Origin of the sequence: Mesorhizobium sp. M7A.F.Ca.CA.002.05.1.1 (genome assembly GCF_003998335.1) — a bacterium.
Lineage (GTDB): Bacteria > Pseudomonadota > Alphaproteobacteria > Rhizobiales > Rhizobiaceae > Mesorhizobium.
The window spans coordinates 1-4,599 of sequence record NZ_RZQI01000471.1; the positions used below are offsets into that span (position 1 = coordinate 1).

At 62.8% G+C, this 4,599-nt stretch carries 5 protein-coding genes; 2 read left to right on the forward strand and 3 right to left on the reverse strand.

Features of this window, described 5'->3' with window-relative positions; genetic code table 11:
* The 3 genes from EN939_RS21760 to speB form a co-directional block, all read right to left on the reverse strand.
* A partial coding sequence (locus EN939_RS21760; protein WP_272483106.1) for an aminoglycoside phosphotransferase family protein occupies positions 1-446 on the reverse strand: 446 nt, incomplete at its 3' end.
* Positions 446-1,372 (reverse strand): N-acetyl-gamma-glutamyl-phosphate reductase, encoded by a 927-nt coding sequence (argC, locus tag EN939_RS21765; protein ID WP_127269613.1) that lies wholly within the window; start codon positions 1,370-1,372, stop codon positions 446-448. The genes argC and EN939_RS21760, both read right to left, overlap by 1 nt.
* A gap of 30 nt (positions 1,373-1,402) precedes the next feature.
* On the reverse strand, positions 1,403-2,410 hold the full coding sequence (gene speB, locus EN939_RS21770) for an agmatinase (RefSeq protein WP_127269614.1): 1,008 nt from the start codon (positions 2,408-2,410) through the stop codon (positions 1,403-1,405).
* A gap of 123 nt (positions 2,411-2,533) precedes the next feature.
* On the opposite strand from speB, the gene EN939_RS21775 reads away from it, so the two are divergent.
* Positions 2,534-3,742 (forward strand): acyltransferase family protein, encoded by a 1,209-nt coding sequence (locus EN939_RS21775; protein WP_127269615.1) that lies wholly within the window; start codon positions 2,534-2,536, stop codon positions 3,740-3,742.
* A 97-nt stretch (positions 3,743-3,839) separates the two neighbouring features.
* A partial coding sequence (locus EN939_RS21780) for a glycerophosphodiester phosphodiesterase family protein (RefSeq protein WP_164751133.1) occupies positions 3,840-4,599 on the forward strand: 760 nt, incomplete at its 3' end.

Sequence of the window (4,599 nt, forward strand, 5' to 3'; positions counted from 1 at the left end):
ACATAGAGGCTCTCATGGCCGGCGTCGCGATCGGCATTTGCCTTGTTGAACAGGCTGGCGAACCGTTCCCTCAGTGGCTGAAGTTCGGGCGGGAAGGGGTCTTTCCCCTGTGAAAACAGTTTCGCCATCACCTCGGCCGCGATTACGGTCGCGGCAAAGTCGCCCTGTTCTTCGAGAACCTGCTGAAGCAGCGTTTCACCGGCGTATTCGAGCAGCATGCTGTGGCCGTCGCGGCCGAGCAGACGCACCGCGCCTTCGCCGCTCCGCCAGGCGAGATAATGCTCGCCGCGCAACTCGTCGGCGACATCGTCGAAAGGCTTGAGCGCCTTGACGATCGCCGGCGACCCGTCTTCGCGCAAAACCTTCCAGATGCGGCTCGAAAAGGTCTCGGCAATGAGTTCGGGCGCGCTGACTTTCCAGCGCGCCGGAAAGGCTGGCGTGTCCATCAGAGGCCGAGCATCAGGTCCATGTTCTGCACGGCGGCACCGGAGGCACCCTTGCCAAGATTGTCATAGACCGCCAGCAGCAGGGCCTGCGCCCGTTTGTCATTGGCAAAGACATAGACCTTCATCCGGTTGGTGCCGTTGTAGACCTCGGGATTGATCTCCGGCATGCGCTCCGAATGCGCATAGGGCGCCACTTCGACCACGCCGCCCTTGATGGCGGCGAAATGGTCGGCAATCGCCGCATGCAGCTCCGCACCGGTCGGCACATGGTCGAGGCCGCCAAGCTGCAACGGCACGACGGTGATCATGCCTTGCGCGAAATTGCCGACCGCCGGCTGCATGATCGGATCATGCGACAGCCTGGCATAGGCCCTCAATTCCGGCACGTGCTTGTGCTGAAGCGTGAGGCCGTAGGGCAGGAATTCCGAGGCTTCCTCGCCCTTGGCGACATAGTCCTCGATCATCGGCCGTCCGCCGCCCGAATAGCCCGAAATGCCGTTGACGGTGATCGGGAAATCCGCCGGCAGCAGGCCTGACGTGACCAGCGGCCGTAGCGTGGCGATCGGTCCCTGCGGCCAGCAGCCTGGGTTGGCGACGCGTTTTGCCGAGGCGATCGCCTTTGCCTGGTCCTTGTCCATCTCGGCGAAACCATACGCCCAGCCTTCCGCCACGCGATGCGCGGTCGACGCATCGATGACCTTGGTGGTGTCGTTGGCGATCAGCGAGACGCTTTCCTTCGCCGCGTCGTCAGGGAGGCACAGGATCGCGACATCGGCGGCGTTGAGAAACTCGGCGCGCGCCGCCGTTTCCTTGCGGCGTTCGGTCGGGATGGACATGATCTCCAGATCACTGCGCTCGGCAAGCAGCGCCCTGATCTGCAGGCCGGTGGTGCCGTGTTCGCCGTCGATGAAGATTTTCGGTTTCATGGGTTGATCAAATTCCCTGATATTTCAAGATTATATGCCCTGACCTTGAATCACTGCGGCACCATTGTGGTTGCCGTTGTTCAACTCTTCAAGCCGGGCCTTTCGCTCAGCCAGCAGGCCGAGATATTGCATGGCCACCATCGAGCCGGCGATCGCCGTTATATCGGCGTGATCATAGGCCGGCGCAACCTCTACGATGTCGGCACCGACAATATCGATCTGGTTGAGTTGGCGCAGCGTCGACAGGATCTTCGCCGAGGACGGCCCGCCGGCAACTGGCGTGCCTGTGCCAGGCGCGTAGGCCGGATCGAGGCAGTCGATGTCGAAGGTGAGGTAGGTCTTCTTGCCGCCGGTGCGGTCGACGATGGCGTAGGCGATATCGGACGCCCGCATCTCCTCGATTTCATGGCCATGGAGGATCTTGATGCCGAACGTGTCGGGTGCATGGGTGCGGATGCCGATCTGGATCGAGCGGTCGGGGTCGATGATGCCTTCCTTGACGGCACGGCCGACGAAGGATCCGTGGTCGATGCGCTTGCCGTCGTCCGGCCAGGTGTCCTGATGGGCGTCGAACTGCACCAAGGCGAGCGGACCATGGACGGCGGCATGCGCCTTGAGCAGCGGCCAGGTGACGAAATGATCGCCGCCGAGCGTCAGCAGGAAGGCGCCGGACTTCAGGATCTTGGCCGCTTCACGTTCGATCGTGCCGGGTGTCTTCTGGTGATTGCCCGAATCGAGCAGGCAATCGCCATAGTCGACCACCGCCAGATGCTCGAACAAATCGCGTGAGAACGGATATTGCGGGTCGTTATCGAGGATCGCCGAGGCGCGGCGGATCGCCTGCGGCCCGAAGCGGGCGCCGGGCCGGTTGGTGACGGCGGCATCGAAGGGAATACCCCACACCACAGCATCCGCGCCCTTCACGTCCTTGGTGTATTTGCGCCGCATGAACGACAGCGCGCCGGAGTAGGTCGGCTCGAACGCGGCGCCCGTTTTGGAACGGGCGGTGAAGGCGTTGTCGATGTTGTTGTTCGCCATTACGGATCCTCGTTTTTCATCGGGTTGCAACAACTACAGAACCGGCACGGAAGATGCCAGTCACAGCTTGGCGAGACGGAATGGCGCTGCCCGAGTGCCACGGCAAGACAGGATTGTATCATCATGACGCAGACCGCGTTTCTCAACCCCACCCGTGCCGCGGCGTCGACCCGCACCGGCACGGTCGCCGGTGAACGCTTCCTGGTCCTCGATTCGTGGCGTGGCATCTGCGCGCTTCTGGTGGCGCTGTTTCACTTCCCGACCGGTTCGACGATTTCGCAAAGCGCCTTCATCGGTTCGTCCTACCTGTTCGTCGATTTTTTCTTCGTCCTTTCCGGTTTCGTCATCGCCAGCAGCTACGGCGATCGGCTGAACCAGCCGGAACAGGTCGCGCGCTTCGCACTGGTCCGTTTCGGCCGCATCTACCCGCTGCATCTGCTCATGCTTGCCGCCTTCGCCGGCTTCGAGTTGCTGCGGCTGATGCTGCCGCAATTGCACGGCACCGGGGCTGCCCCCTTCAGCGGAGGCTTCGACCTCGGCAGCCTGCTTGCCAATCTTCTTCTGCTCCAGGGTGTCGGTTTCGAGGATCAATTGACCTGGAATGCGCCAAGCTGGAGCATTTCGGCCGAGTTCTTCGCCTATCTCCTGTTTGCCGGCGTGGTCTTCGTCGCCGGTGCGCGCGCCTGGATATGGTTCGTCGCCGCCGCCGTCACCGCGCCGCTGTTCCTGCTCGGCTTCTCGAATCATCATATGGATGTGTCCTTCGATTTCGGCTTCATCCGTTGCCTGTACGGCTTCTCGCTCGGCGCCTTGCTGGCCTGGTTTCAGCATGATTCCATTGCAGGGGCGCGACAGGCCCTCGCCAGGAGCGGCCCGCGGATGGACTGGACCCTTGCCGAAATCGTCATGGTGACCGTCATCGTGCTTTTCGTCTCGCTGGCGGGCGGCAATGATTTCGGCATCGCGGCACCCCTGGTGTTCGCGCTGGCGCTGTTCCTGTTCGCCCATGAGGGCGGCTGGATCAGCGTCTTGCTGAGAACCCCGTTCATGTTGACGCTCGGCGCGCTGTCCTACTCGATCTACATGGTCCACATTTTCGTCCAGGCGCGCCTGATCAACATCGCCGGGCTCGTCGAGCGCAAGCTCGGCCTCGGCCTGATGGGCGATTTCATGCTGCGCGGCCAGCCTGCCACCGGCTTCGGCGCCGGCTGGACGGGAGCATTGGCGATCGTCGTCATGCTCGCGGCCACCATTGCCGCCTCCTGGATCACCTGGCGTTTTGTCGAGATGCCGGCCATGGCGTGGTTCCGCCGGCTCTCGAAACGCATCTGACGCGCACTCCCCGCGAACAACCGCTAGCCGGCTTCGTTCACCTGGATGTCACGAGGGTCGCCTATCCCGATCTCGATCCGGCAAGGAGCGATTCTCGATGCGGACCATCTGGCTGAGCCTTCTGTTTTCCTCGGCACTTGTGGCCTTTTCTGACCAGTCATTGGCCGGCGAGACCCGCGCCAGGCAGATTCTTGACCGCTTCGAGCACGCCAACCAGTGGCGCGACCACGTCATGGTGGCCGCGCATCGCGCCGGCAGCATGCAGGCGGGCAAGACGCTCTACGCGGAAAATTCGATTGCCGCCGTGGAGGGGTCGATCGCCATGGGCGCAGAAATCGTCGAGGTCGATATCAGGCGCTCGAAGGACGGTGAGTTCGTCGTCATGCATGACAGCTGGCTCGACCGCACCACCACCTGCAAGGGCGAGGTGGTCAAATACACCCTGGCCGAACTGAAGACCTGCAGGCTGGTGGTCGAAGGCACCGGTGCGGTGACGGGTGAAACAGTCTCGACGCTGCGCGAGATGCTGATGGCGACCAGGGACAGGATCCTCATCAACCTCGACAACAAGCTCGACGTCGGCGACCTCTCGGGCATGATCGCGGTGGCTCGCGATCTCGGCATGGCCGAGCAGGTTATCGTCAAGGAGAATTTGTGGAACCAGAACCGGATCACCACGGTCCAGGCGGCAATGACCGCTATCGGCGGCGGCTTCCAGTTCATGCCGATCATCGCCGATGATGCGGTGCGTGATGCCGGCTTCGCCCGGACGGTCGGCCATGCCTTTTCGCCGCGCGCAATCGAGCTGATCAACTGGCGGGCAGGCGCCGAGACGCTGACCGAGACCGGCGGACCGT

What these genes read in the sequence shown, in the direction of transcription:
- argC (WP_127269613.1), bottom strand. Translation starts at nt 1,372, where the DNA reads ATGAAACCGAAAATCTTCATCGACGGCGAACACGGCACCACCGGCCTG.
- speB (WP_127269614.1), bottom strand. Translation starts at nt 2,410, where the DNA reads ATGGCGAACAACAACATCGACAACGCCTTCACCGCCCGTTCCAAAACG.
- EN939_RS21775 (WP_127269615.1), top strand. Translation starts at nt 2,534, where the DNA reads ATGACGCAGACCGCGTTTCTCAACCCCACCCGTGCCGCGGCGTCGACC.